This is a genomic window from Brevundimonas sp. GW821-FHT09G01, assembly GCF_059416065.1.
In genome coordinates, this window is sequence record NZ_JBWKOL010000001.1 from 305,066 (window position 1) to 328,998 (window position 23,933).

At 68.8% G+C, this 23,933-nt stretch carries 25 protein-coding genes; 11 read left to right on the plus strand and 14 right to left on the minus strand.

Annotated elements, in window-relative coordinates; genetic code table 11:
* Positions 1 to 101 precede the first annotated feature (101 nt).
* A complete protein-coding gene (locus tag AC07NB_RS01650; protein WP_494571504.1) occupies positions 102 to 992 on the minus strand; it encodes an AraC family transcriptional regulator in 891 nt (296 codons plus the stop codon).
* 102 nt (positions 993 to 1,094) lie between these two features.
* Here AC07NB_RS01650 and AC07NB_RS01655 point away from each other — a divergent pair, with 102 nt between their 5' ends.
* Positions 1,095 to 2,267 carry an MFS transporter gene (locus AC07NB_RS01655; RefSeq protein ID WP_494571505.1) on the plus strand — a complete coding sequence of 391 codons (1,173 nt, stop codon included), beginning with the start codon at positions 1,095 to 1,097 and terminating at the stop codon, positions 2,265 to 2,267.
* A gap of 17 nt (positions 2,268 to 2,284) precedes the next feature.
* Here AC07NB_RS01655 and AC07NB_RS01660 read toward each other — a convergent pair whose 3' ends face one another.
* The 3 genes from AC07NB_RS01660 to AC07NB_RS01670 all read right to left on the minus strand — a co-directional run bounded on the left by AC07NB_RS01660 (position 2,285) and on the right by AC07NB_RS01670 (position 5,772).
* A complete protein-coding gene (locus tag AC07NB_RS01660; protein WP_494571506.1) occupies positions 2,285 to 2,803 on the minus strand; it encodes a thioredoxin family protein in 519 nt (172 codons plus the stop codon).
* Between the two features lie 115 nt (positions 2,804 to 2,918).
* The gene (mutL, locus tag AC07NB_RS01665; protein ID WP_494571507.1) at positions 2,919 to 4,772 is read right to left on the minus strand and encodes a DNA mismatch repair endonuclease MutL; all 1,854 of its coding nucleotides are present in this window, start codon (positions 4,770 to 4,772) and stop codon (positions 2,919 to 2,921) included.
* 193 nt (positions 4,773 to 4,965) lie between these two features.
* Entirely contained in the window at positions 4,966 to 5,772 is an 807-nt protein-coding gene (locus AC07NB_RS01670) for a DUF4198 domain-containing protein (RefSeq protein ID WP_494571508.1), read from the minus strand.
* Positions 5,773 to 5,900: 128 nt separating this feature from the next.
* Here AC07NB_RS01670 and AC07NB_RS01675 point away from each other — a divergent pair, with 128 nt between their 5' ends.
* The gene (locus AC07NB_RS01675; protein ID WP_291840207.1) at positions 5,901 to 6,599 is read left to right on the plus strand and encodes an AIM24 family protein; all 699 of its coding nucleotides are present in this window, start codon (positions 5,901 to 5,903) and stop codon (positions 6,597 to 6,599) included.
* A gap of 54 nt (positions 6,600 to 6,653) precedes the next feature.
* Here AC07NB_RS01675 and AC07NB_RS01680 read toward each other — a convergent pair whose 3' ends face one another.
* Both AC07NB_RS01680 and AC07NB_RS01685 read right to left on the minus strand, forming a co-directional pair.
* The gene (locus AC07NB_RS01680; RefSeq protein WP_494571509.1) at positions 6,654 to 6,896 is read right to left on the minus strand and encodes a DUF2164 domain-containing protein; all 243 of its coding nucleotides are present in this window, start codon (positions 6,894 to 6,896) and stop codon (positions 6,654 to 6,656) included.
* On the minus strand, positions 6,893 to 8,779 hold the full coding sequence (locus AC07NB_RS01685; protein WP_492313351.1) for an ABC-F family ATP-binding cassette domain-containing protein: 1,887 nt from the start codon (positions 8,777 to 8,779) through the stop codon (positions 6,893 to 6,895). The genes AC07NB_RS01680 and AC07NB_RS01685 overlap by 4 nt, the downstream gene beginning before the upstream one ends.
* Before the next feature lie 147 nt (positions 8,780 to 8,926).
* Between AC07NB_RS01685 and ndk the strand changes: the two genes are divergently transcribed.
* Both ndk and AC07NB_RS01695 read left to right on the plus strand, forming a co-directional pair.
* A complete protein-coding gene (gene ndk / locus AC07NB_RS01690) occupies positions 8,927 to 9,346 on the plus strand; it encodes a nucleoside-diphosphate kinase (protein WP_494571510.1) in 420 nt (139 codons plus the stop codon).
* 106 nt (positions 9,347 to 9,452) lie between these two features.
* Complete coding sequence (locus AC07NB_RS01695) at positions 9,453 to 9,662, plus strand: YMGG-like glycine zipper-containing protein (RefSeq protein ID WP_291840218.1); 210 nt, start codon at positions 9,453 to 9,455, stop codon at positions 9,660 to 9,662.
* A gap of 72 nt (positions 9,663 to 9,734) precedes the next feature.
* Here the strand turns inward: AC07NB_RS01695 and AC07NB_RS01700 are convergent, their stop codons facing one another.
* Positions 9,735 to 11,795 carry a M13 family metallopeptidase gene (locus AC07NB_RS01700; RefSeq protein ID WP_494571511.1) on the minus strand — a complete coding sequence of 687 codons (2,061 nt, stop codon included), beginning with the start codon at positions 11,793 to 11,795 and terminating at the stop codon, positions 9,735 to 9,737.
* 82 nt (positions 11,796 to 11,877) lie between these two features.
* The gene (purN, locus tag AC07NB_RS01705; protein ID WP_291840294.1) at positions 11,878 to 12,474 is read right to left on the minus strand and encodes a phosphoribosylglycinamide formyltransferase; all 597 of its coding nucleotides are present in this window, start codon (positions 12,472 to 12,474) and stop codon (positions 11,878 to 11,880) included.
* A 137-nt stretch (positions 12,475 to 12,611) separates the two neighbouring features.
* Here purN and AC07NB_RS01710 point away from each other — a divergent pair, with 137 nt between their 5' ends.
* Positions 12,612 to 13,079 carry a hypothetical protein gene (locus tag AC07NB_RS01710; RefSeq protein ID WP_492313350.1) on the plus strand — a complete coding sequence of 156 codons (468 nt, stop codon included), beginning with the start codon at positions 12,612 to 12,614 and terminating at the stop codon, positions 13,077 to 13,079.
* On the opposite strand, the gene purM is transcribed toward AC07NB_RS01710, so the two are convergent.
* Positions 13,076 to 14,113: a phosphoribosylformylglycinamidine cyclo-ligase gene (purM, locus tag AC07NB_RS01715; RefSeq protein WP_494571512.1), complete on the minus strand. Its 1,038-nt coding sequence runs from the start codon at positions 14,111 to 14,113 to the stop codon at positions 13,076 to 13,078. The genes AC07NB_RS01710 and purM overlap by 4 nt on opposite strands.
* Positions 14,114 to 14,193: 80 nt before the next feature.
* Between purM and rnd the strand changes: the two genes are divergently transcribed.
* Positions 14,194 to 15,342 (plus strand): ribonuclease D, encoded by a 1,149-nt coding sequence (gene rnd, locus AC07NB_RS01720; RefSeq protein ID WP_492313348.1) that lies wholly within the window; start codon positions 14,194 to 14,196, stop codon positions 15,340 to 15,342.
* A 37-nt stretch (positions 15,343 to 15,379) separates the two neighbouring features.
* Here the strand turns inward: rnd and AC07NB_RS01725 are convergent, their stop codons facing one another.
* The 3 genes from AC07NB_RS01725 to AC07NB_RS01735 all read right to left on the minus strand — a co-directional run bounded on the left by AC07NB_RS01725 (position 15,380) and on the right by AC07NB_RS01735 (position 17,136).
* On the minus strand, positions 15,380 to 15,841 hold the full coding sequence (locus tag AC07NB_RS01725; protein ID WP_291840604.1) for a peptidylprolyl isomerase: 462 nt from the start codon (positions 15,839 to 15,841) through the stop codon (positions 15,380 to 15,382).
* Between the two features lie 63 nt (positions 15,842 to 15,904).
* Positions 15,905 to 16,885, minus strand: a complete 981-nt coding sequence (locus tag AC07NB_RS01730) for a PIN domain-containing protein (protein WP_494571513.1) — start codon at positions 16,883 to 16,885, stop codon at positions 15,905 to 15,907.
* The gene (locus tag AC07NB_RS01735; protein WP_291840599.1) at positions 16,882 to 17,136 is read right to left on the minus strand and encodes a type II toxin-antitoxin system Phd/YefM family antitoxin; all 255 of its coding nucleotides are present in this window, start codon (positions 17,134 to 17,136) and stop codon (positions 16,882 to 16,884) included. Before AC07NB_RS01735 ends, AC07NB_RS01730 begins: the two co-directional genes overlap by 4 nt.
* A gap of 80 nt (positions 17,137 to 17,216) precedes the next feature.
* Here AC07NB_RS01735 and AC07NB_RS01740 point away from each other — a divergent pair, with 80 nt between their 5' ends.
* The 3 genes from AC07NB_RS01740 (at position 17,217) to AC07NB_RS01750 (ending at position 19,757) form a co-directional block, all read left to right on the plus strand.
* The gene (locus AC07NB_RS01740) at positions 17,217 to 17,927 is read left to right on the plus strand and encodes an RlmE family RNA methyltransferase (RefSeq protein WP_494571514.1); all 711 of its coding nucleotides are present in this window, start codon (positions 17,217 to 17,219) and stop codon (positions 17,925 to 17,927) included.
* Positions 17,924 to 18,922: a hypothetical protein gene (locus AC07NB_RS01745; RefSeq protein WP_494571515.1), complete on the plus strand. Its 999-nt coding sequence runs from the start codon at positions 17,924 to 17,926 to the stop codon at positions 18,920 to 18,922. The genes AC07NB_RS01740 and AC07NB_RS01745 overlap by 4 nt, the downstream gene beginning before the upstream one ends.
* A 109-nt stretch (positions 18,923 to 19,031) precedes the next feature.
* Entirely contained in the window at positions 19,032 to 19,757 is a 726-nt protein-coding gene (locus tag AC07NB_RS01750) for a hypothetical protein (RefSeq protein ID WP_492313345.1), read from the plus strand.
* 4 nt (positions 19,758 to 19,761) lie between these two features.
* Here the strand turns inward: AC07NB_RS01750 and AC07NB_RS01755 are convergent, their stop codons facing one another.
* Entirely contained in the window at positions 19,762 to 21,309 is a 1,548-nt protein-coding gene (locus AC07NB_RS01755) for a cation:proton antiporter (RefSeq protein ID WP_494571516.1), read from the minus strand.
* A 46-nt stretch (positions 21,310 to 21,355) separates the two neighbouring features.
* Complete coding sequence (locus AC07NB_RS01760) at positions 21,356 to 21,919, minus strand: DUF2061 domain-containing protein (protein WP_291840895.1); 564 nt, start codon at positions 21,917 to 21,919, stop codon at positions 21,356 to 21,358.
* A gap of 129 nt (positions 21,920 to 22,048) precedes the next feature.
* Between AC07NB_RS01760 and guaB the strand changes: the two genes are divergently transcribed.
* Together guaB and AC07NB_RS01770 are read left to right on the plus strand one after the other, a co-directional pair.
* Entirely contained in the window at positions 22,049 to 23,506 is a 1,458-nt protein-coding gene (guaB, locus tag AC07NB_RS01765; RefSeq protein WP_492313343.1) for an IMP dehydrogenase, read from the plus strand.
* A gap of 17 nt (positions 23,507 to 23,523) precedes the next feature.
* Positions 23,524 to 23,925, plus strand: a complete 402-nt coding sequence (locus tag AC07NB_RS01770; protein WP_494571517.1) for an MAPEG family protein — start codon at positions 23,524 to 23,526, stop codon at positions 23,923 to 23,925.
* The last annotated feature ends 8 nt before the right edge of the window (positions 23,926 to 23,933 follow it).

A 23,933-nucleotide genomic window follows, 5' to 3' on the forward strand; every position in this document is an offset into this window, starting at 1 on the left:
CGAACGTCCGGTTTCGCCTGGGCGGATTGAGACCATCGATCCGCTACAGCGCGGGCGACGCCATTGCCTGCGGGCCGCTCCGAGGCTGGTGTCACGAAGGTCTAAGCCTGTTGAGCGCGAGCACGTCTTGAGGGCGCTGCGCCGACGTCCGCTGCCGGCGCAAGAGCGCCCCCCCACCCGGCGGACGAGGTCACGGCGTGCGGGCGGGTCATACGGGCGATGTAGCGGGCGGGGGAGACGCCGAGGGCGGCCTTGAACATGGCGATGAAGGCGCTGACCGAGCCGTAACCGAGGTCCAGGGCGACCGCCTGGACGGAGGCGCCGGCGGAGAGCTTCTGCAGGGCCGTGACGATGTGGAACTGCTGTCGCCAGCGGCCGAAGCTCAGCGCCGTCTCGCGCACCACCAGCCGGGCCAGGGCGCGTTCGCTCATCGCCACGCGGGCGGCCCAGGCGGCGACCGAGGCGCGGTCGTCCGGGCTCTGCATCAGGGCGTCGGCGATCAGGCACAGGGTGGGATCGTCGGTGATCGGCAGGTGGAAGCCGGTGGTCTCGATACGGCGAAGCTCCTCCAGGACGACCTGGGTGATGCGGTCCGTCTGACCGTCGGCGGGCCGGCCCGGCGGGGCGGTCGCCGCCAGGTGCCGGATCAGTTCGATCACCATCGGGGACAGGGGCAGGGTGCAGCACCGCTCCGGCAGGTCCGGCACGGCAGGATCGACGAACAGCATGCAGATGGCGCCGTTGACGGTCACGTGATTGCTGTGAGGGACCCCGCCGGGAATCCACACGCCGCTGCCGATGGGGGCCATCCACAGGCCGCCCTCGGCCCTACAGGTCACCGCGCCCTGCAGCGCGACGACCAGCTGGCCCCTGCTGTGGGCGTGGGTCGGCACCTCGACCTTGTGGTCCTTGACGCTGACGGCGATGGCGAACGCCGGCCCGGCATGGATGTCCGGATCGAAGGCGGCGAGGCTGGCGCTGAGGGGATCCATGGCGGTTGGCCGTTTTCAGATACTTTCTGGCTGGATAGCGAAATCCGGAAGGCGCCGCCAGCGCTAGGATGAGGCCTAATCCTCCCCCCGGATTCCTGTGTCATGCCCTCGACCCGTCGCCTCGCCCCCGTGTGGATCATCGCGGGCATCCTGCTGTTCGCGGCCAATCTGCGCGGACCGTTCACGGCGGTCGGTCCGGTGCTGGACGTGATCCAGAAGGCGTTCGGGATCGGGGCCGGCGCGGCCGGGGCGCTGATCACCCTGCCGCTGCTGACCTTCTGCCTGGTGTCGCCGTTCGCGGCGGGGCTGGCGCGCCGGCTGGGGCTGGAGCGGGCCCTGTTCCTGGCGCTGGTCCTGATCGGCGGCGGCATCCTGGCCCGGTCGGTCGGGCCGATCGGCCTGCTGTACGCGGGGACGGCGGTGCTGGGGGCGGGGATCGCCATCGGCAACACCCTGCTGCCCAGCCTGCTGAAGCGCGACTTTCCCGATCAGATCGCCAAGCTGACGGCCGTCTATGCGCTGACCATGGGGCTGGCCTCGGGCGTGGGCTCGGCCGTCGTCGTGCCGCTGACCCAGGCGTTCGACTGGCAGGTGTCGTTGGGCGCCTTCATCGTCCTGCCGCTGGCCGGCGCCCTGCTGTGGCTGCCCCAGCTGCGGCGGCGGACCGATCCGGCGGCGGAGACGGCCGAGGTGGGCGAGGGGCGGGCGATCTGGCGTTCCCCGCTGGCCTGGCAGATCACCGCCTTCTTCGGGGTCAATTCGTTCCTCTATTACGCGATGGTCTCGTCCCTGCCGTCGGTGCTGGTGGCGGCGGGCTTCGCGCCCGAGGCGGCGGGCGGGCTGCACGGGGTGATGCAGCTGGCGACGGCCTTCCCCGGACTGGTGCTGGCGCCGCTGGTCAGACGGATGAAGGACCAGCGCGGCCTGGCCGCCGGCCTGGCCCTGATGGCGCTGACGGCGATCCTGGGCCTGTTCCTGGCGCCGAAGCTGGCCATGATCTGGGCCGCCCTGTTCGGCTTCGCCAACGGCGGGGTGTTCATCCTGGCGCTGGCCTTCGTGGGTCTGCGGACCACCACGGCGCCCCAGACCGCGCGGCTGTCCGGCATGACCCAGTCGCTGGGCTATATGCTGTCGGCGATGGGACCGCTGGTCGCCGGCGCCCTGCATGACTGGACCGGCGCCTGGTCGGCGACGCTGATCACCTGCTGCCTGCTGTGCCTGGTGCTGGCGGGGCTGGGGCTGAGCGCCGGAAGGAACGCCCAGCTGGCGGACTGAAAAGGGTAAGCGCCGCGTCAGACTCCCTGGTCGGCCAAGGTCGTCAACTCATCGTAGATCGCGTCGCCTGTCCGGCTTTCCGCGTTCCGCCAGCTGGTGGCCGTCGTGGGGTTCACCAGAACGCCGTCACCTGTAAGCACCAGCACATTCGGCAAGCCCGGCAACTCCTGAAGGCCGAAACGACGGGCGATTCCCAGATTGTGTCCGTCACCGCTTCTGGGCATCCCGATGTTCACGAACACCAGTTCGTATTTGCGTTCGATGAGTTCAGCGAAGCGATCAGTCGCCAGCCAACCGGCCAGGGCGCGGCTGTCGCTGCACCAGTTGGCTCCCATCACCAACAGGACCCGTTTGCCCGACTGCCGGGCCCGCGCCAATGCAGCGTCCACGTCGGCCGACGCGTCGTCGCTCACGAGATAGGAGCGGGCCTCCGGCTTGGGGGCCGATGCAGGCGTCGGCGTCGGCGCCGGCGCGGACGCGCAAGCGCAAGCCGCCATGGCCAGCGCCGCCGAGACGATCAGCGTGACGTATTTCATCGGGCAGTCTCCCATGGACGGTGCAGTCGGCGGTGATACGGCGCCGCCGCGCTGGAGCCCTGCTTCACCACGATTCGATGACCGGTGACGCTTCGGCCGCGCGCCGGCCGCCGCCTCACCGCCGCCCGAACAGCTTTTCCAGGTCGCCCAGCTTCAGCTCGACGTACGTCGGGCGGCCGTGGTTGCACTGGCCGCTGTGCGGCGTGGCCTCCATCTGGCGCAGTAGGGCGTTCATCTCGGGCGCGCTGAGGACGCGGCCCGCGCGGACGGAGCCGTGGCAGGCCATGGTGCCGCAGACCTCGGCCATGCGCTCCTTGAGGCTGAGGGCGGCGCCGTGTTCGGCCAGGTCGTCGGCGATGTCGCGGATCAGCCCCTGCACATCGGTGTCGCCCAGCAGGGCCGGGGTCTCGCGGACCAGGACGGCGCCAGCGCCGAAGGCTTCCACGATCAGGCCCAGCTCGGCCAGTTCGTCGGCGCGGCTGGAGACGCGTTCGGCCTCGGCGGGATCCAGCTCGACCACCTCGGGGGCCAGCAGAGCCTGGCGGGTGACCGCGCCCTCGGCCATCTGGGTCTTCATCCGCTCATAGACGAGGCGTTCGTGGGCGGCGTGCTGGTCGACGACGACGAGGCCGTCGCGGGTCTGGGCGACGATATAGGTTCCGTGCAGCTGGGCGCGGGCGGCGCCGAGCGGATAGTCCAGCGGATCAAAGACCTGGGCGCTGCTCTGTGGCGCCGATGCGAAGTCCGGGACGGTGTCGAAGCTCTCGACCCGGGCCGAGCGCTCGTTGAGGCCGGGGATGAGCTGGGCGGTTTGCGTGGCGGGGGCGGCCCACTGCTGCCAGCCGCTCCAGCCCTGGGCGGAGGGCGAGGACGGGCTGTAGGCCGGCGCCACTCCGCTGTGCGGGCGGAAGCCGCTGAGGGCGTCGGCGGCGACGGTGGTCGAGGCGCGGTGGCCGGCGGCGGCGAGGGCGTGACGCAGGGCGCCGACGATCAGGCCGCGCACCAGGGCCGGGTCGCGGAAGCGGACTTCCGCTTTCGCCGGGTGGACGTTCACATCGACATAGAGCGGATCGATGTCGAGGAAGAGGACGGCGGCCGGGTGGCGGTCGCGGGCCAGGAAGTCGGCGTAGGCGCCGCGCAGGGCGCCTTGCAGCAGGCGGTCCTTCACCGGGCGGCCGTTGACGAACAGATACTGGTGGGCGGCGTTGCCTCTGGAGTAGGTCGGCAGGCCCGCGTAGCCGGACAGGCGGACGTTGTCCCGCTCCTGATCGATCAGCAGGGCGTTGGCCTCGAAGTCGCGGCCCAGCAGGGCGGCGAGGCGCTTGAGCCGGCCGTGATCGCCCGGATGTTCGGCGGGCAGGCGCAGGATGGTCTTGCCGTCGAGGTCCAGGGTGAAGGCGACGCCCTCGTGGGCCATGGCTTGGCGCTTGATCTCTTCCGAGATGGCCATGGCCTCGGACCGCTCGGACTTCATGAACTTCAAGCGCGCGGGGGTGGCGTAGAAGAGGTCACGGACCTCGACGCGGGCGCCGTGCGGGCCGGGGAAGCCGGCGGGGGCCACGGCCTTCTGGTCGCCGCCCTCGACCGTGATCTGGTGGGCGTCGCCGCCGTCGCGCGAACGGCTGGTGATGGTCAGCCGGGCGACCGAGCCGATGGAGGGCAGGGCCTCGCCGCGGAAGCCGAGGGTGTGGATGCGCAGCAGATCGACGTCGCCGGCGTCGTCCGGCTCCAGCTTGGAGGTGGCGTGGCGCTCGACCGCCAGGGCCAGCTGGTCGGCGGCCATGCCGTGCCCGTCGTCGGCGATGAGGATGCGGGTCAGGCCCCCGCCGTCGGCCTGGACCTCGATCCGGCTGGCCCCGGCGTCGAGGGCGTTCTCGACCAGCTCCTTGATGGCGCTGGCCGGGCGTTCGACCACCTCGCCGGCGGCGATGCGGTTGACGGTCTCGGGGGGGAGGCGGCGGATGGGCATGGGATTCGCAAGTATGGCGTGATCCGGGGAAGGGAAGAAGGGCGGGGGGAGCTTCTCCCTCCCCCTTGTGGGGAGGGATGTCGGCGCGAAGCGACGACAGGGTGGGGCGCGTCAGAGATTGCTGGACCGTGCGGCCGTCGCCCACCCGTCCCGCTTCGCGGTCCACCCTCCCCAGAAGGGGAGGGAGATTTCCTCACCCCGCCTCGGCCACGAATGTCAGGGTGTGGCTGTAGCTGACATAGGGCACCGGTGATCCCGCCGGGGCGGCCATGCGGTGGCGGATCAGGGTCATGTAGGCGCCGGGGCCGGACATTTTCAGCGTGAAGCGGCCGTCGGGGCCGGTGTAGAGGTCAGCCTCGACCTTGCGGCCGTCCCAGCGGCCCGCCTCGCGGAAGACGGTGACGGGAGCGTTCGCCAGCGGCCGGCCATTCAGCAGCAGCTCGAACACGGCGTCCTCGCCGGCGATGATGTCGTTGGGGTGGGTGACGGGCTTGAGCTCGAGGCCCTGACCGGTCGTCCGCAGCGCCTCGGTCGAGGGGGCGCCGCGCGTGACGTAGACGTCTGCGACGGTGATGCTCTGGACATCGACCAGCTCGGCGCCGGGTGGGGGCGGGCCGTCTTCCTCGCCGACCATTTTCCAGACGCCGTCCGCGGACTGGTACATCTTGGCGGTGCGACCCTGACGCGGTCCGGAGGACAGACGGTAGGTGCCGTCCTGGGGAACGGCGGCCTCGAACACGGCGATGTCGCGCAGGTAGGTGACGGCGGTGATCGGCGTGTCGCCGTTGGGACCGACGACGTGGAAGAAGTCCGACCGCATCACGACTTCGGCGGCGAAGACCTCCTCGGTGAAGGAGGTTTCGACGGTGACGTGGTCACGGCCGGTGGCGTCGAAGACGTTGGGGCGCAGATAGGGCTGGTGGGCCAGGGCCGCGCCGCCCCCGTTGAGGGCCAGCATCACCCCGGCGAGGAAGGCGGCGGTCAACTTGGTCTTCGTCATGGTCGGGGTCCCGAATGTTCGGTGGGAAACTATAAGATTGCGAGGCGTTTGCAACGAACAAGGCTTGCGCCGGCCGGAAGTCTCCGGTCAGCCTGCGCCTCTCTGAAGTTCCCGTTTTTGAGGTTCCCATGCCCGTGAAGACCGTCGCCGAGTTCGTCGCCGCCTATAAGGAGAAGGATGTCAGCCCCGACGCCTTCGAGCTGGAGAACCAGTATCTGCTGGAGGTGAAGCTGAACGGCTCGATCTGGGCCAAGGCAGGCGCCATGGTGGCGCGCACCGGGCAGGTGAAATTCACCCGTCAGGGCCTCATGGAGCAGGGCCTCGGCAACCTGCTGAAGAAGGCCGTCAGCGGCGAGGGCATGGTGCTGATGAAGGTGGAGGGGCAGGGCCGCGTCTACCTGGCCGACACCGGCAAGAAGATCACCCTGCTGCGGCTGGACAACGAGACGATCTTCGCCAACGGCAACGACGTGCTGGCGCTGGAAACGAGCATCAGCAACCAGATCACCATGATGAAGCGGGTGGCCGGGATGATGTCCGGCGGCCTGTTCAATGTGAAGCTGAGCGGCAGCGGCATCGTGGCGATCACCAGCCACTATGATCCGCTGATCCTGAAGGTCAGCCGCGAGACCGGGCCGATCTTCACCGACCCGAACGCGACGGTGGCGTGGTCGGGCGGGCTGTCGCCGGAGATCGCGACGGATATCTCGTTCAAGACCTTCGTCGGCCGGGGCTCGGGCGAGAGCATCCAGATGAAGTTCGAGGGCGAGGGCTGGGTCGTGGTCCAGCCGTACGAGGAAACCTACATGCAGGCCGCACAGGGCTGATCCGAAGGCGCGATCTCCTCCCCATTCGCAACGCGAACGGGGAGGAGACACGCGTCACTCCGCCCGTTCCAGCCCGGCGATGGCTTCGGCGATGTCTTCGGCCTTCTTCGTGACGACGGCCTGGGCGTCGTAGAGGGCGCGGTTGTAGAAGAAGGGGCCGATCTCGCGGGCGAGGAAGTCGACCAGCATCTCGGCCGGGAGGTCGCGCAACTCGACCTCGAACTCGTCCCGGAAATAGGGACGCAGCTTGCCGGCGATGGCGGTCAGCTCCTCGCGGCTGAACTTGATCGGGGTCATGCGGTGGCTTCCGCCAGCGTCTCCTCGGCCTCGATCCAGGCGGCCTCGGCGGCGTCGAGGTCGGACTGGGTCTTGGCGCGGGCGCGGGTCAGGCCTTCCAGCGCCTTGGGATTGCTGATCGAGGCGTTGGCCATGTCGTCGTCGATGCGGGCGATCTCGGCGGTCAGCTGGGCCATCCGCTCCTCGGCCTTCTTGACCGCGTGGCGCAGGGTCGAGGGGGAGGGACCCGAGCGCTTCTCGGCCTTCTTGCCCTTGTTGGGCTGCGCCTCGGCGGCCTTGGCCTCTTCCTTGATCTGGCTGGGCTTCACGGCGGCCATCTTGGCGCGGTCCAGGACGAATTTGGCGTAGTCGTCCATGTCGCCGTCATAGGGCTTCACCGTGCCGTCGGCGGCCAGCCACAGGCGGTCGGCGACCATCTCCATCAGCGACCGGTCGTGGGTGATCAGGATGACGGCGCCGGAATAGTCGTTCAGCGCGTCCAGCAGGGCGCGGCGGCTGTCGATGTCCAGGTGGTTGGTCGGTTCGTCGAGGATCAGGATGTGCGGCGCGTCCATCGCCACCTGATTGAGCAGCAGGCGGGCGCGCTCGCCGCCGGACAGGGAGGCGACGGTGGTCTCCTGCTTTTCGTAGCCGAGGCCCCACTGGGCCAGCTTGGAGCGGCGGCTGCTCTCGGAGGCCTCGGGCATGGCGCGGCGGATGATCTCCAGCGGCGTGTCCGTCGGGTCCATGGCCTCGATCTGGTGCTGGTGGAACCAGCCCACGCGCATCTTCTTGTCGCGGTGCAGTTCGCCCTCGGAGACGTTGAGCGCGCCGGCGATCATCTTGGCGAAGGTCGACTTGCCCGCGCCGTTGACGCCGAGCAGGCCGATGCGGTCGTCCAGGTCCATGCGCAGGTTGAGATTGCGCAGGATCGGCTTGCCGGTCTCGTAGCCGACGTTGGCGCGTTCCAGCCGGATCAGGGGCGGGGCCAGCGGGCGGGGCGGAGACGGCAGGATGAAGGGGGCGACGCGTTCCTCGATGGTGGTGGAGACCGGTTCCATCTTGGCCAGGCGCTTCATGCGCGACTGGGCCTGGGCGGCCTTGGAGGCCTTGGCCTTGAAGCGGTCGACGAAGGCCTGGAGGTGGGCGCGCTCGGCGTCCTGCTTGGCCTTGGCCGACAGCTGCAGACGGGCCTTCTCGGCGCGAGCCTTTTCGAAGGCGTCGTAGTTGCCCGTGTAGAGCGTGAGCGTGTGGTTCGCGAGGTGCAGGATGTGGGTGCAGACCTCGTTCAGCATCTCGCGGTCGTGGGAGATGATCAGGGCGGTGTGCGGGTATTTCTTCAGGCGGGCCTCAAGCCACAGGGCGCCTTCCAGGTCGAGGTAGTTGGTCGGTTCGTCGAGCAGCAGCATGTCCGGCTCGGCGAACAGGGCCGCGGCCAGGGCGACGCGCATGCGCCAGCCGCCGGAGTATTCCGACATCGGCCGCTGCTGGTTCTCCTGGCTGAAGCCCAGGCCGACCAGGATTTCAGCGGCGCGGGCGGGGGCGGCGTCGGCGTCGATCTCGATCAGGCGGGTCCAGATCTCGCCCATCTCCTCGGGTTCGGCCGTCTCCAGACGGGTGAGCAGGTCGTGGCGCTCGACGTCGGCTTCCAGAATCGTCTCCAGCACGCTGACGGGCGTGGCGGGGTGCTCCTGGTCGACGGAGGCGACGCGGGCGGTCTTGGGCAGGCTGATCTCGTCGCCGCCCGCGGCCAGTTCGCCCAGGATCAGCTTGAACAGGGTCGACTTGCCGATGCCGTTGCGGCCGACCAGGCCGACCTTGGCGCCGGGCGGCAGGCTGACGGAGGCGTCCTCGAGGAATTTGCGGCCCCACGCGTTGAAGGTCAGGTCGGTGATCTGGAGCATGGCGGCGGTCGAAATCTCGATACGCCCCGGCGCCCGCGTGGCGCGATGCGCCGGGCGATAGAGGCAAAATTGTGAGGCGGTTGGAAACCGGGGAGGGCGCGTCTATAAGCCCGCGACCTTCAATCTCCCAAACAAGAAGTCACCGTCATGACCGAACGCACCTTCTCGATCATCAAGCCCGACGCCACGCGCCGCAACCTGACCGGCGCGATCAACGCCGTGATCGAGGGCGCCGGCCTGCGCATCGTCGCCCAGCGCCGCGTCAAGCTGTCGACCGAACAAGCCCAGAAATTCTACGCCGTGCACAGCGAGCGCCCGTTCTACGGCGAGCTGGTCGAGCAAATGACCGCCGAGCCGGTCGTCGTTCAGGTGCTGGAAGGCCCGAACGCCGTCGCCGCCTACCGTGAAGTCATGGGCGCGACCAATCCGGAACAGGCCGCCGACGGCACGATCCGCAAGCAGTTCGCCCTGTCGATCGGCGAGAACTCGGTCCACGGTTCGGACTCGCTGGAAAACGCCGGCATCGAGATCGCCCAGTTCTTCACCGACGACCAAATCGTCGGCTAAAACGATAAGGCCTTCAGAGGCTTGACCGTTTGAGCGGCCCGTGTCCGGAACCGGACGCGGGCCGCTCTCGTTTTCACCGGGTCTTTCTCCCCAAGGAACCAGAACAATGAAAACGATCCTGAAACTGACACCGGCCATCGGCGCTCTCGCCCTGCTGGCGGCGTGCGGCACGACCATGGAACAGCGCGCCGCCACCGGCGCCATCGGCGGCGCGGTCGCCGGACAGGCGATCGGCGGCAACACCGGCGCGACCGTCGCAGGCGCCGCGATCGGCGCGGCGGCGGGCGCGGCGACCACTCCGCGTCGCCCGAACTAACGCCTCCAGGCGCAATGAAAACGGCCCCGGAGATCGCTCTCCGGGGCCGTCGTCATGTCTGGATCGCGCGTCCTACCAGATGCGGGCGCGGGCGTCCGGAGCCAGGTACTGCTCGTCGCCGGGCTTGACCCCGAAGGCGTCGTACCAGGCGTCGATGTTCCGCGGCGGCACGGCGGCGCGGTACTGGGCCGGGGAGTGGGGATCCACGGTGACCTGCTGACGCAGGGCGTCATCGCGGATGTTCTCACGCCAGACCTGGGCCCAGCCGAGGAAGACGCGCTGATCGCCGGTGAGGCCGTTGATCACCGGCGCGGGCTGGCCGTTGAGCGAGCGGTGGTAGGCGTCCAGCGCCAGCAGCAGCCCGCCCAGGTCGGCGATGTTCTCGCCCATGGTCAGGTCGCCGTTGACGTTCGAGCCCGCCAGGGGGCTGAGGGCCGAATACTGGGCGCCCAGCACGGCCGCGCGCTGTTCGAACTTGGCGGCGTCCTCGGCGGTCCACCAGTCGCGCAGCACGCCGTCGCCGTCGACCTTGCGGCCCTGGTCGTCGAAGCCGTGGGTGATCTCGTGGCCGATGACCGCGCCGATGCCGCCGTAGTTGACCGCCGGATCGGCGTTCGGATCGAAGAAGGGCGGCTGCAGGATGGCCGCCGGGAAGACGATCTCGTTGCGCGGCGGGTTGTAGTAGGCGTTCACCGTCTGGGGCGTCATGCCCCACTCCAGCGGATCGACCGGGCGGGTCAGCTTGCCGAGGTTCCAGGCCCATTCGAAGGCCGAGGAGCGCTCGACATTGCCGTAGAGGTCGCCGGGGACCAGCCGCAGGCCGTCATAGCTGCGCCATTGCTCGGGATAGCCGATCTTCACCCCGAAGCGGCTCATCTTGTAGAGCGCCTGCTGGCGGGTGGCGTCGCTCATCCAGTCCAGGTGCTGGAGGCGCTCGGTCATGGCGGCGCGCAGGTTGGCGACCAGGGCCTCCATCTGGGCCTTGGACTCGGCCGGGAAGTAGTGGGCCACGTACTCGCGGCCCAGGGCCTCGCCGAGCGAGCCGTTGACCAGGGACACGCCGCGCTTCCAGCGGGGACGGTTCTCGGGCTGGCCGCTGAGGGCCTTGCCGTAGAAGTCGAAGCGGGCGTCGACGAAGGGCTGCGACAGATAGGGCGCGGCCTGATCGACGATGTGGAAGGCCTGCCACGCCTGCAGGGTGGCGATCGGCGTCTCGGAGAAGACGCGCGCCATGCCCGGATAGGCGCTGTCCTGCGACTGGATCAGGCGCGGGGCGTCCTGGATGCCGGCGGCCGTGGCCCAGGCGTTCCAGTCGAAGCCGGGGGCGTTGCGGGCCAGGTCGGCCAGGGTGGTCGGCGAATAGCCCTTCTCGATGTCGCGGCTCTGGACCTGGGTCCAGTGCTGCTGGGCGATGCGGGTTTCGAAGGCGATGATGTCGGCAGCGGACTGATCCGGGTTGGGCCAGCCGGCCAGCGTCAGGGCCTTGGTCACATAGACCAGATAGGCGGCGCGCTGGGTCGCGAAGCCGTCTTCCAGATAGTAGTCGCGGTCGGGCAGGCCGATGCCGCCCTGGACCATGTAGGCGCTGTTCTGGTTCGGGTCCTTCAGGTCCTCGGCGATGTAGACGCCGAACAGGCTGGAGCCGAAGCCGCCCTGGGTGCGGCCCATCAGGGCGGCGATCTTGGGATAGGTGTCGGCGGCGCGGACCTCGGCCAGGTCGGCCTGCAGCGGGCTTGCGCCCAGCCGGTTGACCGTCGCCTCGTCCATGAAGCTGGCGTAGAAGGCGCCGACCTGGCGCGCTTCCGGCGTGGACGGGTTGGAGGCGCTGTCCTCGATCAGGCCGCGCAGGGCCTCCTGCGAGTTGTCGAACAGCATGTCGAAGGCGCCGTAGGACGTCTTGTCGCCCGGGATCGGCGTGTTCCGCAGATAGGTCCCGCCGGCGTAGCGGTTGAAGTCGTCGCCGGGCTTGACCGTGGTGTCCATGCCCGCGGTGTCGAGACCGAAGGTTCCGATCTGCGGCGTGGTGCTGGCCGGGATCTCGACGATGGGCGGGGCGGTCTGGGCCGTGGCGGTCGTCGCGGCGAGGGTGAGCACGGCGCCGGCGGCGCAGGCCATGAGGCGGAGTCTGAGCATGGGAGCCCCTGTTGGAAAATCCGCGGCAACCTGAGCCCATCCCCGGTCGCTGTCGCCGGGAAAAATGTCAGATTACGAAAAGCTAATGCAGCGCCCGGCAGAAGGCGGTGAGGGCGCGGGGGTAGAGCTTGTGTTCGGCGGTGAGGACACGCTGGGACAGGCTTTCGGGCGTATCCATGGGCAGGACCGGCACCGCTTCCTGATCCAGGATCGGCCCCTCGTCGACGCCCTCGGTGACCAGATGGACCGTGCAGCCCGCCTCGGTATCGCCCGCCTCGATGGCGCGGGCGTGGGTGTCCAGGCCCGGGTATCTGGGCAGCAGGCTGGGGTGGATGTTGATCATCCGCGCCGCCCACAGCCGCACCAGCCAGGGCGTCAGCAGCCGCATGTAGCCGGCCAGGGCCACCACCTCGATGTCATGCTCCATCAGGGCCGCGTCGATGGCGCGTTCGTGCGCCTCGCGGTCCTGGCCGAAGAGGCGGTGGTTGACCACGACGGTGGGCACCCCCTGCGCCGCCGCGACCGCCAGCCCGCCGGCGGTGGGGCGGTTGGACAGGACCAGGGCGATCTCGAACGGGGCGGTCGGCTTGCGCGCCGCATCGATCAGGGCGGCCATGTTGGATCCGGCGCCGGAAATCAGGATGGCGACGCGGGTGCGCCGGGGCGGGGAAGCGGTCATGGGCGGAGGCCTCGGGGAGAGGGGCGACCTTTGCCGCCCCGCCCGGGGCGGGTCAACGTCCGGGCACGCCGAAGGGGCGCTTGCGTCGGGCGTCGGGCTCGGAAACAGTGCGGCCGATTGTTCGGGGAAGGTCCACCATGCTCGCCGCCGTTTTCGCCGCCGCCCTCGTGTCCGCGCCGCTTCCGCCCGACGACATCACGCGCAATGTGCTGGTCGATGTCTGCCTGCCGTTCGTGAACGGGGACAGCGACCGGGCCGCGGTCGAGTTCCTGGGCTTCACCGTGGCGAGCGAGGACGGGGCGGTCGTCGACATGGTCAGTTCCGACGAGCGGCAGGCCTATCTGCTGCGCCTGGCCGGCGACGACGACGCCGAGGACGGCGAGGTCCGGCGCACCTGCACCCTGCAGGCGCGGGGCGCGGCGCTGGACACGGTGAAGCGCGCGATCCGGCAGCCGCTGGAACAGGCCGGTTTCACGGCCGAACCCGTCGAGGCCGCCAACCGCCTGATCTGGACGCGCCAGGGCGTCACCGTTTCGGTGCGCCAGAGCGAGGGCCGGGCCACCGTGGTGCGTGTCAGCTATTCCAGCCTTGAAGCCGGCGGCTAGGCCGCTTCCAGCTGGCCGCAGACGAAGGCGACCTCGCCCGCGTTCAGCAAGGCTTCCAGGACCGGCTCGGCGTTCTCGGGGCTGACGATCAGGATGAAGCCGATGCCGCAGTTGAAGGTGCGGCGCAGTTCGTGATCCGAAATGCCGCCGACTTCGCCCAGCCACTGGAAGACGTGCGGCATCGGCCAGGCGTCCCAGTCGAAGCCGGCCTGCAGGCCCTCCGCGATGCAGCGCGGCGGGTTCTCGATCAGGCCGCCGCCGGTGATGTGGGCCGCGCCCTTGACCAGGCCGGCCTTCATCAGCGGCAGGACCGGTTTCACATAGATGCGGGTCGGCTCCATCAGGGCCTGGGCCAGCGAGCGGTCCTTGGCGAAGGGGGCGTCATCGGCCCAGCCGAGCCCGGACTTCTCGACCACCTTGCGGATCAGCGAATAGCCGTTGGAGTGCGGACCGGACGAGCCGATGCCGATGATCAGGTCGCCGGCCTGCTGACGATCGAGGTAGGGCAGGGCGTGGCCGCGCTCGACCGCGCCCAGCGAGAAGCCGGCCAGGTCGTAGTCGCCGCCCGAATACATGCCGGGCATTTCGGCGGTCTCGCCGCCCACGAGGGCGCAACCGGCCTGGCGACAGCCCTCGGCGATGCCGGCGACGACGCGGCGGGCGGCGTCGATCTCCAGCTTGCCGGTGGCGTAGTAGTCGAGGAACAGCAGGGGCTCGGCGCCCTGGGCCAGCAGGTCGTTGACGCACATGGCGACCAGATCGACGCCGACGCCGTCGTGGCGGCCGGTTTCGATGGCGATCTTCAGCTTGGTGCCGACGCCGTCGGTGGTAGCGACGATCAGCGGGTCCTCGAAGCCGGCGGCCTTGAGGTCGAACAGGGCCCCGAATCCGCCCAGCGAGGGCTCGGAACCCGGGCGGGCCGTGGATTTGGCCAAGGGCTTGATGTGCTGCACCAGCATCTCGCCGGCGTCGATATCGACCCCCGCATCGGCGTAGGTGAGGCCGTTACGAAGGCTCTCGGGGGTGTCGCTCATCGGTCACGGGCCTGAATCAGTGGGCGGAATTATGTTGGGGCTCTTGCCACAACGGGCGCGCGCGGGGCTATAGCATCCGAATGACGCCGATCACCACCACCGAGGCGCTGCAAGAATTCTGCGCGCGCCTGGCCGACCAGCCGTTTATCACCGTCGACACCGAGTTCATGCGGGAGACGACGTACTGGCCCAAGCTGTGCCTGATCCAGGCCGCTTCGCCGACCGACGCCGCGATCATCGATCCGCTGGCCGAGGGGCTCGATCTGGAGCCGTTCCTGGCCCTGATGCGCGACGAATCGATTCTCAAGGTCTTCCACGCCGCCCGGCAGGACGTGGAGATCTTCGTGAAGCTGGGCGCCATGCCCAAGCCGATGTTCGACACCCAGGTCGCCGCCATGGCCGCCGGTTTCGGCGATCAGGTCTCCTATGAGGCCCTGGTCCGCCAGATGCTGCGCCAGGAAGTCGACAAGGGCAGCCGCTTCACCGACTGGGCCCGCCGGCCCCTGTCCGACGCGCAGCTGGTCTATGCGCTCGGCGACGTGACCCACCTGGCGGCCCTGTATCCCAAGCTGCGCGACCGCCTGCAGAAGGACGGCCGTCTGGACTGGGTGATGGCCGAGATGGGCGACCTGACCGACCCGGCCCTGTACGACACCGATCCGGAGAAGGCGTGGAAACGCCTGAAGCCGAAGAAATTCTCTGCCAAATACCTGGCCCCCTTCGTCGCCGCCGCCGTGTGGCGCGAGCGGGCGGCGCAGGAGCGCGACCAGCCGCGCGGCCGCATCCTGAAGGACGAGGCGATCGACGAGATCGCCGCCCAGGCCCCGACCGATCCGGACGCCTTCAACCGCCTGCGTTCGGTGCCCAAGGGCTTCGGCGCCTCGCGGCTGGGGCAGGAGCTCAGCGCCGAGCTGAAGCGGGTCATGGCCGATCCGGAGGCGCATGCGCCCAAGCTGGAGCGTCCGGCGCACAACCAGCCGGCCCCGCCGTCGGTGGTCGAGCTGCTGAAGGTGCTGCTGAAGGCCAAGAGCGACAATGCGGGCGTGGCCACCAAGCTGATCGCCAACGTCGCCGATCTGGAGAAGATCGCCCTGAGCGACGACGCCGACGTCGACGCCCTGAAGGGCTGGCGCCGCCAGCTGTTCGGCGAGGATGCGCTGAAGCTGAAGCGCGGCGAGATCGCCCTGGTCCTGAACGGGCCGCGGGTCGAGGTCGTGGAGATCGAATAGAAAAAGGGCCGCTCTTTCGAGCGGCCCTTTTGTTTGATCAGGCCACCGTGGCCTTGACGATCTTGCCCGGCGAGCGCGGCGGCTCGCCCTTGGGCAGGGCGTCGACGTGTTCCATGCCCTCGATGACATTGCCCCAGACGGTGTACTGCTTGTCCAGGAAGGTCGCGTCGTCGAAGACGATGAAGAACTGCGAGTTGGCGCTGTTCGGGTCGGAGGTGCGGGCCATGGAGACGGCGCCGCGGACGTGCGGCTCGGCCGAGAACTCCTGCTTCAGGTTCGGCTTCTTGGAGCCCGAGGTGCCGGTGCCGGTCGGATCGCCGCCCTGGGCCATGAAGCCCGGGATCACGCGGTGGAAGACGACGCCGTCGTAGAAGCCTTCTTCGGCCAGTTCGGTGATCTGCTTGACGTGGTTGGGGGCCAGGTCCGAGCGCAGCTTGATGACCACGTCGCCGCCGGCGCCATCGCCGTTGTCGAGAGTGAGGGTGAGGGTTTCGGCCATTCGGGCGCGCTCCAGTTAGAGTTTCGCCTGCTCATATAGGCGGCGAGGCCCGCAGGCAAAGCGTCAACGCAGCGGCCAGCGCCCGAGCGTATGATAGATCGACCGCCCGACCTCGCTGTGGATGAGCAGGAACTCGTCCGGCCGCCAGGCGATGGGGCGGATCGGCCGCTCGGGAAGGCGGCGGTCACCGTAGGACAGGGTGACGTGAGGATTGAAGTCTTGGCGGGACAGGGGCTTCACGCCCTGGCGGATGACGGCGGTGAAAAGATCGGCGCGGAAGGCCCTGAGCGCTTCGACACCTCTGTCGCTTAGTAACACGTGGGGATGCTTGCCAGGAGCGCCGGAGAAGCTGGACACCTTGTCGAAAGCGAGGTCGAAGGCGGCGGGGGCAAGGCTTTCGCCAGCTTGTTTGAGAGCCTCGATGACCGACAGCGGCGGCATTCCCTGATAGTCGCCGACGTGGATCAACGTGACGTGCAAGCGGTCCTCGCGGATGGGGCGTCCGCGCAGGCTGTGTTCGTCCCGCGATTCCGCCAGAACTTCGATCGCCGATCTCGCCGCCGGGTCGGGCAGCATGAGGCCAAAAAAGAGACGCTCGATCTGGCGAGGCAGTTCGTCCCGTCCAAAAAGATCACCGGACATGACACCTGTCGGGGTTGAGGGCAGGGCGGAGCAAATATCGGTGTAGGCGAAATCATTGCCGACAAAGAGCAGCGGCCATCCGCGCGTCTTGGCCGCCTCATAGGCGAAGCAGTCGCCGAAGTTCAGTCGTGCGCGGTGATAGCCCTTGCCGAAGACCTCATAGGCGGCGCTGGCGCGTTGGGCCGCCGCCGCCGTCACGGGGGCGATCTCGAGGTCGAGATCCTCAATCATTCGCGCCATGCGATCCCGAAACCCTCGGCCAGAGGAGACGATCAAGGTCTCCGCCAGAGTTGCTGCGGAAATGACGACGCGCGGCGCCTGATCGATAGCCTCCATACACGCGGTCGCTTGTTCCTCGTCCAGCAAGATGGCGATCAACGCAGACGTATCGACGACAATCACCGCGGTAGACCGTCCTCGTCGTAGAGGAAGTCCTGACTTCGCGCCGCGCTGACGTCGTTCAATCCCTTGGGCGGAGCCTGCCGCCTGACGGCTTCCATGACGGCGCGCCGATCCTTCGCGCGAGGCGCGCTAATGGCTTCGACTCGAGCGACGGGCTTGCCGTGGCGGGTCAGAATAACCTCCTCGCCCTCCTCGGCGAGTCGCACGAGTTCCGTCAGCTGACCTTTCGCGTCGCTCACAGAGATATCCATCCACGCCTCCTTTGCGTGGATGGAATATGGACTATTGTTGGTCTGTTTCCAACCGCCGGCCAGACGGGCATAGCCCTGTGATGTCCGACGAAGAGCCCAAGCCCGAACGCCGCCGCATGGTGAAGCCGCCCTCGGGCGGGACCGCGGCCGGGCGCGGCATGGGCACCAAGATGAAGACGGCGGACACCAAGTCGATGTCCAGCCAGCAGTGGATCAAGCGCCAGCTGTCGGACAAATGGTCCGAGAAGGCGCGGGCCGAGGGCTGGCGCAGCCGGGCGGCCTTCAAGCTGATCGAGATCGACGACCGGTTCCGCCTGATCCGTCAGGGCAGCCGGGTGATCGACCTGGGCGCGGCCCCGGGGGGCTGGGCGCAGGTGGCGGTCAAGCGCGGCGCGAACTCGGTGGTCGGGGTCGACCTGCTGCCGGTCGAGCCGGTGCCGGGCGCGACCATGATCCAGGCCGACTTCACCCATCCGGGCGTCGATCAGCAGATGATGGACCTGCTGGGCGGGGCGCCCGACCTGGTGCTGTCGGACATGGCCCACAATACCGTCGGGCACCGGCAGACGGACCACCTGAAGATCATCGCCCTGATCGAGATCGCCGCCGACTTCGCCATCCGGACGCTCAGGCCGGGCGGGCATTTCGTATCCAAGAATTTCCAGGGCGGCGACGCCGGCGGGGTGCTGGCCCGGCTGCGCGAGGAATTCGAGACGGTGAAATACGTCAAGCCGGCTTCCAGCCGGAAGGACAGCGCCGAAGTCTTCCTGGTGGCGTTGAACAAGAAATGAGCCTCGTCGCCCTGGCCCTGATCGGCGTGATCCAGGCTCAGGAGCCGACGACCACCCGCGTGGCGGTATCGGATCTGCTGGGCCATACGCCGGGCGATGTGGCGGTGATCCTCGGTGCGCCCGCCGCGGTCGACCCATCCGAGGCCGTGCGCATCGTCGAGGACGGGCGGTCGGTCGACATCTATCCCGCCAAACGCTTCCACCGCGCCTGGCCGGAGGGCGGCGTCTGCGTGACCGGCTTCCCCGAAGTCCCGCTGGCGGGGGAGCCCGACGCCAATCCGCGCGCCGAGCTGATGCGCCGCAGTCGGGGCTGGTTCGTGTTCGAGGACGGGGCGCTGGTCGCCGTGCATCCTGAGGCGCCCGTCCCGCGCCGGACCGGCGGGAACCAGCCCGCGACCCGTGAAGGGGTGGAGGCGCTGGTGTTCGCGCCCAAGCCGTACTCGCCGATGACGGTCGCGATGGGACGCCTGCCGCTGTCCGACGGCCTTGCGGTGCTGGGGCGGCTGCCCGCGCCGCCCGCCGACCTGTCCGTGACCAGCCTGTGCGCGCCGATCGTCCATCAGGGCGCGCCGCAGCGCGACATCGGCATGGATGTGATCTGGGGCATGGTCGGCCTGACGGTGCTGCCCTTCTTGCCCTTCCAGATGGCGGAGGAATCGCGGGCGGACCGGGAGGGCGGGGCCCTGCTGGACTCGGTCGAGCCGGGATCGGTGCTGCCCGGCGGGGTCGAAGCCTTCGTGAGGCGGCGGCGCGGGGTGCGGGTCTATCGCGACGCCGTCGATCCGGGCTACGCGGTGATCGCGGTCAAGCTGGGCGACGGCGCGGACAACATCCCGGACATGGGCCTGTTGGGCGTGCGCGACGACCGGGTGGTGTGGGAGGTCCGGCGCGAGGCCGGGCAGCAGGGGCTGGGGCCGCTGGTGTGCCGGGACGCGGAGAACAGGCCGAGCGATGACCGGCCCGGCTGCACCGCCTACGGCAATCTGAAGCTCTGAGGCCTTAGCCCGCCACGGGCGTCAGGGTCGAGATCGGCCCGCTGGCGCCGAACAAGTTGTGGGGTTCGCACAACCATGCATAACAAAGCTACGCTTGGAGGGCGGAGCTTTGGCTGACACCGAATTCGTAAAAGTGAAATTCGCCGAGAGTATCGCGAATGCCTTGGCGGTCTTTGTGTTCAGCGCGGCGGCGGCCGTGCTTACCCCGCTCAAATTGCCGTGGCTGATCACGGCGGCGGCCATCGCCTGCGCGAGCGCGCTCGTGATCCTGATCCTTCAGGTTTCCAGAAGCCAGATCCGCAGGATCGGCCCGTTGCGAAGATGGATCTGGAGCGCGCCGGCCGGATACGAGGGCTACTGGGCGCAAAGAACCGACATCCCCGAACGCCCGTACTCGATCGCGAAAATCTACTACGATTCCGAGCTGAGAGTTTGGACCTATCGGGGGTTCGCCTTCACATTGACGGGTGAAGTCTGGGCCGAATGGAAGGTCCGCAGCATCGTCTTCGAACCCCTCCGACGCGAGTGGTTCTTCGACGGGCTGTGGGGAGAATGCGACGCCGCGATGTTGAGCAGCGGTTCTGAAAGCCACATGAAGCAGACGCAGTTCTGTCAGCTGTCGCTTGTCCGAGGATTTCAAAAGTGCAGGGCCAGCGGCGTCGTCGTGGATATCCCCGCCACCGACCCGACGGCCTCTTTCCGGGTGTATATGCGTCGAATCTCTCCGGAGATGTTCAAGGCCCACATGTCGGTTCGATCGGTGGATCGCATCGCCATGATTCCCCCGGCGATCGCCCTGGCGATGGTCAAGGATGTCTGGGCGACGTCCAAATAGAACCTCAGCGCACCACGGGCGTCAGGGCCAGCTCGCGCCGGTCCAGTTCTTCCTCGATCTGATAGTAGGCGGCGTCGCTGATCTCGCCGTTCAGCCGCATGGCCAGCAGCCGTTCGCGCTTGCTGCGCAGGACATCCTCGGCGAGGTCGTCGACGGGCAGGGTGACGCGGCCGTCGCCTTCGCCGGCGGTCTTCAGGGCCTCGCGGCGCTCGTGATACTCGGCCTTCAGGCGCTTGGCGGGCGCGTCGTTCCGGCCCGAGACATGGTCGATGGCGGCGTCGGTGACGGCGGCGCGGGCCTTGCGGATCTCGCCGTCCAGCACGCCGTCGTTGCCCAGGCCCAGCAGGCGGATCAACGGCCCCAGCGTCAGGCCCTGGACCACGAGGGTGCCCATCACCACCGCGAACACCGCCAGCAGGATCACGTCGCGGAACGGGAAGCCGGCGGGCAGGGCGTAGGCGGCGGCCAGGCTGACCACGCCGCGCATCCCGGCCCAGCCGACGACCAGGCCCGAGGCGAAGGTCGGCGGCGAGGCTCCGGCCGGAAGATGGACCCCGAACAGCCGGTTCTTGACCTGCACGACGCTGTTGTAGCCCATCACCCAGGCCAGGCGGACGACGACGCAGACCAGCAGGATGATCAGGGCGAAGGCGGCGTACTCCTCGCGCTGCACCGGCTGCAGGTCGCGCCAGATGGGGGCGATCTGCAGGCCCACCAGCATGAAGGCCAGCACGTTCAGGGCGAAGACCGTGGTCTCCCACACCGCATAGGCCGGAACGCGGATCACCGCCGGGCTGCGGGCCGCCAGCCGGGCCAGGGTGAGGGCGAAGACGACGATGGTGACGATGGCCGACAGGCCCAGCCGCTCGGCCGCGATCCACACGCCGAAACTGCCGATGAACTGCAGGACGATGGAGGGGGGCGCCTCTGTCAGCAGTCGGGTGAGGCGCGCCTGCGTCCAGGCCGCGACCAGGCCGAAGAGGACGCTGCCCACGGTGGCCAGGGCGACGGAGCCGGCCAGCTGCCAGCCGCCGGGCATGGTGGTCAGGGCCGCGGCCACGGCGATGCGGTAGGTCAGCAGGGCGCTGGCGTCGTTGAACAGGCTCTCGCCCTCCAGCACGGTGCGGATGCGGAAGGGGGCCGGGATGATGCGCAGCACGGCGGTGGCCGCCGCCGCGTCGGGCGGGGCGACGATGGCGCCCAGGGCGACCGCGGCGGCCCACGGCAGGGCGGGGATCAGCGCCTTGGCGGTGAAGGCCACGGCCAGGGTGGTGACCGCCACGGCGGCGAGGCTGAGGAAGGCGATGGGGACGACGTTGCGGCGCAGGTCGCGCAGGGAGCTGTCGAAGGCCGCGTCCAGCAGCACCGGCGCGACGAACAGGGCCAGCACCAACTGGGGGTCGAGGGTGATCTCGGGGGCGAAGGGCAGGAAGGCCGCGCCCGCGCCGGCCAGGGCGACGAAGGGCGGGAAGGGGGCGTTGAGCTTCTGGGCCAGCAGCGACATCGCCACCGCCGCCGCCATCACGATCAGGATCGCTTCGAAGCCGTGCATCAGGCGGACAGGCTAGACCATTGTGCGGCCCGGCGTCACTCCGGCGTCAGGCCTGGGCCAGTTCCTCGGCCCGCTTGGCCTTGCGGGCCTCGATCCGGCTCCAGACGCGGTCATGCACGGTGAAGAAGACCGTCTGCACCAGCGGCTCGACGATGCCGATGGTCAGGGCGATGCGGATGTCGCGCGTCAGGGCGAAGGCGACCAGCACCGCGACGGTGAAATGCATCAGGCCATAGGTGACCGACTTGAGCGCGATCTGCTTGAACGAGCGGGGCAGGGCGTGGCTGTGGCCATGATGGCCGTGACCGTGATGCCCGTGCGCCCGGGTCTGCTCTTCCGGCGTCATTAGGCCCAGGCGGGCGGTGACGGCCTCGGACGCCTCCTCAACGCCGGACAGCATGCGGCGGCGCTCGATGCGGTGCCAGACGCGGTCGTGGATCGAATAGGCGATGGTCTGGAAGAAGGGCTCGACCACCCCGACCGCCAGCGCCAGCCGCCAGTCCCGGGTGATGGCGAAGGCCACCAGGATGGCCACGACCAGGTGCATCACGCCGTAGCTCGCGATCTTGAGCGCGAGGCGGCGGGCGGTGCTGATCAAGGTGCGAACCATTCTCACCTACATCGGAGCGCGAGCGCCGCAGCGCAAGCCAATTGTTCCTATCGTCACATAGCACGCGTTGAGGCCTTGCGGTTCAGGGGCCGACACGGTTATACGCGGCCCGCAAAACGGAGACTCCTCATGGAGATACGCGAAGGGCTCACCTTCGACGATGTTTTGCTCGAACCCGGCCCGTCCGAGATCATGCCCGCTGACGCGGACGTCTCGACGAAGCTGACGCGGGACATCCGACTGAACATCCCCCTGACCTCGTCCGCCATGGACACGGTCACCGAAAGCCGGCTGGCGATCGCCATGGCCCAGGCCGGCGGTCTGGGCGTTCTGCACCGCAATCTGACGGTCGAGGAACAGGCCGACCAGGTGCGCGAAGTGAAGCGCTACGAAAGCGGCATGGTCATCAATCCGGTGACCATCAATCCCGACACGACGCTGGGCGAGGTCCGCGCGATCGTGGCCCGCAAGAAGATCTCGGGCTTCCCGGTCGTGGATCCCAAGTCGGGCAAGCTGGTCGGCATCCTGACCAATCGCGACATGCGCTTCGACACCGATCCGAACCACACCGCCGCGCAGCTGATGACCACGGGCGACCTGGTCACGGTCCGTGAAGGCGCTGGGCGGGACGAAGCGCGCGAGCTGCTCCGCACCCGCAAGATCGAACGCGTCATCGTCGTCGACGAGGACTACCGGGCGACCGGCCTGATCACGATGAAGGACATCGAGAAGGCCCACGCCTTCCCGAACGCCGCCAAGGACGAGCAGGGCCGCCTGCTGGTCGGCGCGGCCTCGACCGTCGGCGACAACGGCTATGAGCGGGCCATGGCCCTGGCCGAGGCCGGCGCGGACGTGGTGGTGATCGACACCGCCCACGGCCACTCGGCCCAGGTCGCGCGGGTCGTCGAGCGCATCAAGCGCGAGAACAACCGCCTGCAGATCATCGCCGGCAATATCGCGACCTACGACGCCGCGCGGGCCCTGATCGACGCGGGCGCAGACGCCGTGAAGGTCGGCATCGGCCCGGGCAGCATCTGCACCACCCGCATCGTCGCGGGCGTGGGCGTGCCCCAGCTGACCGCCATCCTGGAGGCCGTCCGCGCCGCCCGGGAAAGCGGCACGCCGGTCATCGCCGACGGCGGCATCAAGTATTCGGGCGACCTGGCCAAGGCCATCGCGGCCGGCGCCAGCGTGGCCATGATGGGCTCGATGTTCGCGGGCACGGACGAGAGCCCGGGCGAGGTCTTCCTGTACCAGGGCCGGTCCTACAAGTCGTACCGCGGCATGGGCTCGGTCGGGGCCATGGGCGCCGGTTCGGCGGACCGCTACTTCCAGAAGGAAGTGGAGACCCAGAAGCTGGTGCCCGAGGGCATCGAGGGCCAGACCCCGTACAAGGGTCCGATCGCGCCGGTGCTGCACCAGATGGTCGGCGGCCTGCGGGCGGCCATGGGCTATGTCGGCGCCGCCACCATCGCCGACTTCCAGGAGAAGGCGCGCTTCGTGCGCATCACCGGGGCGGGGCTGCGGGAAAGCCACGTCCATGACGTGATGATCACGCGAGAGGCTCCGAACTATCGGCAGGGCTAAACAGGAGAGCGCAAGCCATGGATATGACGCCTGAATTCATCCTCCTGGCCTTCACGCTCATCCTGGCCCTGGTCCAGATCGGCGCGGCGGCGATCGCCCGCACCGCCGAACTGGGCGTCAAATGGAACGCGGGCCCGCGCGACGGAGACAATCCGCCGCCGGGCAAGCTGGCCGGACGCCTGATGCGGGCGCAGACCAATCTGTTCGAAACGCTGCCGCTGTTCATCGCCGCCGTGATCATGGCGCATATCGCCGGTAAGGACGGGACCACCGTCACCTTCATCGGCACGCATCTCTATTTCTTCGGGCGGCTGCTCTACGTGCCGCTCTACGCCTTCGGCGTCCCCGTCGTCCGTTCGCTGATGTGGGTCACCGCAACCGTCGGGCTGGTGATGGTGATCGTCGCCCTGTTCGTCTGAAAGACCTG